Source organism: Turicibacter sp. T129 (assembly GCF_025594975.1).
GTDB classification, from domain to species: domain Bacteria; phylum Bacillota_I; class Bacilli_A; order MOL361; family Turicibacteraceae; genus Turicibacter; species Turicibacter bilis.
In genome coordinates, this window is record NZ_JAMQUU010000063.1 from 1 (window position 1) to 1,728 (window position 1,728).

1 protein-coding gene is annotated in these 1,728 nt (G+C 32.8%); it reads left to right on the forward strand.

The annotated features are described in order from the left end of the window. The first annotated feature begins 388 nt into the window (after positions 1–388). Entirely contained in the window at positions 389–1,684 is a 1,296-nt protein-coding gene (locus NEH75_RS10650; protein ID WP_055306065.1) for a M18 family aminopeptidase, read from the forward strand. Positions 1,685–1,728: the final 44 nt, after the last annotated feature.

Here is a 1,728-nt window from a genome sequence, read left to right on the forward strand (position 1 = left end):
TGAGGGGATGCGGTTATTCTGATCATCTTTCATCCAATTTTCTGAAAAAGTAATATTTTTATATTTTAAATCGAGTTAAGTTAAGATACAATTATTGTGAGACATAAACCCAATCCTTTCGTGTTTTTTTGGGTCAATTACATGGTATAGAATTTGGGACGTGATGTCTCTTTTTTTATACTTATTTTTTATTCCAAATAAAAGAAGTGTGGGAATCACCCACACCAAATATTATAGAACCTCAAAACTTTAGAATATCTAATTCTATAGATAAGTACTCTTATTTTTCTGTGTATTTCTAGCTGGCACTATTTTGTCTCTATTTGCCTATTTTTCGAAAAAGTGTTATGATGAATAATATTGAGTCATGAATAGGAGGAATCATCAAATGAAAAAGCAAGCAGCATTAGAGTTAATCGACTTTTTATATGAAAGTCCGACTGCTTTTCATAGTGTTTTAAAAACAGAATCATATTTAACTGAACATGGTTATGTTGAATTAAAGGAAGCTGATCAATGGGCTTTAGAATCTAAAGGAAAATATTATGTAAAGAAAAATGATTCAGCATTAATTGCTTTTGAAATTGGAACTGGTGATGTCATCGAACATGGAGTTCGTATGATTGGTGCCCATACTGATTCACCTGGATTTAGAATTAAAGCAAAATCAGAAATGGTAATTGAAGGATCTTATTTAAAATTAAATACTGAAGGTTATGGTGGACCTCTTTTATATACATGGTTTGATCGTCCTTTAGGGTTAGCTGGTAAGGTAACATTAAAAGGGGAAACACCATTTAAACCAGTTACTAGATTAGTAAATATTAATAAGCCATTATTAATTATTCCAAGTTTAGCTATTCATATGAATCGTTCTGTAAATGAGGGATTTGAGGTTAATAAACAAAAGGATACTTTACCTTTATTAGGATTAGTAAATGAACATTTTGAAAAAGATAACTATTTAGTCAAATTATTAGCTAATGAGTTAGAAGTTGATTATAAAGAGATTATGGGGTTTGAATTAAGCCTATATGAATATGAAAAAGGATGCTTAGTAGGTGTAAATGAAGAGCTTATCTCATGTGGCGGTCTAGATGATATGTGGATGGTTTATGCTGGAGTTAAAGCATTAGTTGAAAGTAATGAAACTGCTGCAACGAAAATGATGATCTGTATGGATAATGAGGAAATTGGAAGCTTAACTGCACAAGGGGCTAACTCAAACTTCATTCCAAATATCATTGAACGAGTAACATTAGCGTTAGGAAAAGACCGTGAGGGAATGCATCGTACTTTAGCAAATTCAGTTATGATTTCAGCTGACTTAGCACATGCGGTTCATCCTAATGTATCTGAAAAACATGATCCGACACATCGTCCAGTATTAGGGAAAGGACCAGTACTTAAAATTGCTGCTTCTGGTTCATATAGTACAGATAGCCATTGTATGGCAATTTTTGAAGGATTATGTCAAACAGCCGAAGTACCATATCAAAAATTCTATAATCGTTCAGATGTACGTGGTGGAACAACAATTGGTCCAGTTACATCATCAATTTTAACGATTCCGGTTATGGATATGGGGGCTCCTTTACTTGGGATGCACTCAATTCGTGAATTAGCTTCAGTTGAAGATCACGATTTTACGGTTAAATTATTTACAACATTCTTTGGATTATAAAAAATACTCGACCTTTTGGTCGAGTATTTTTTTATGTGCGCCCG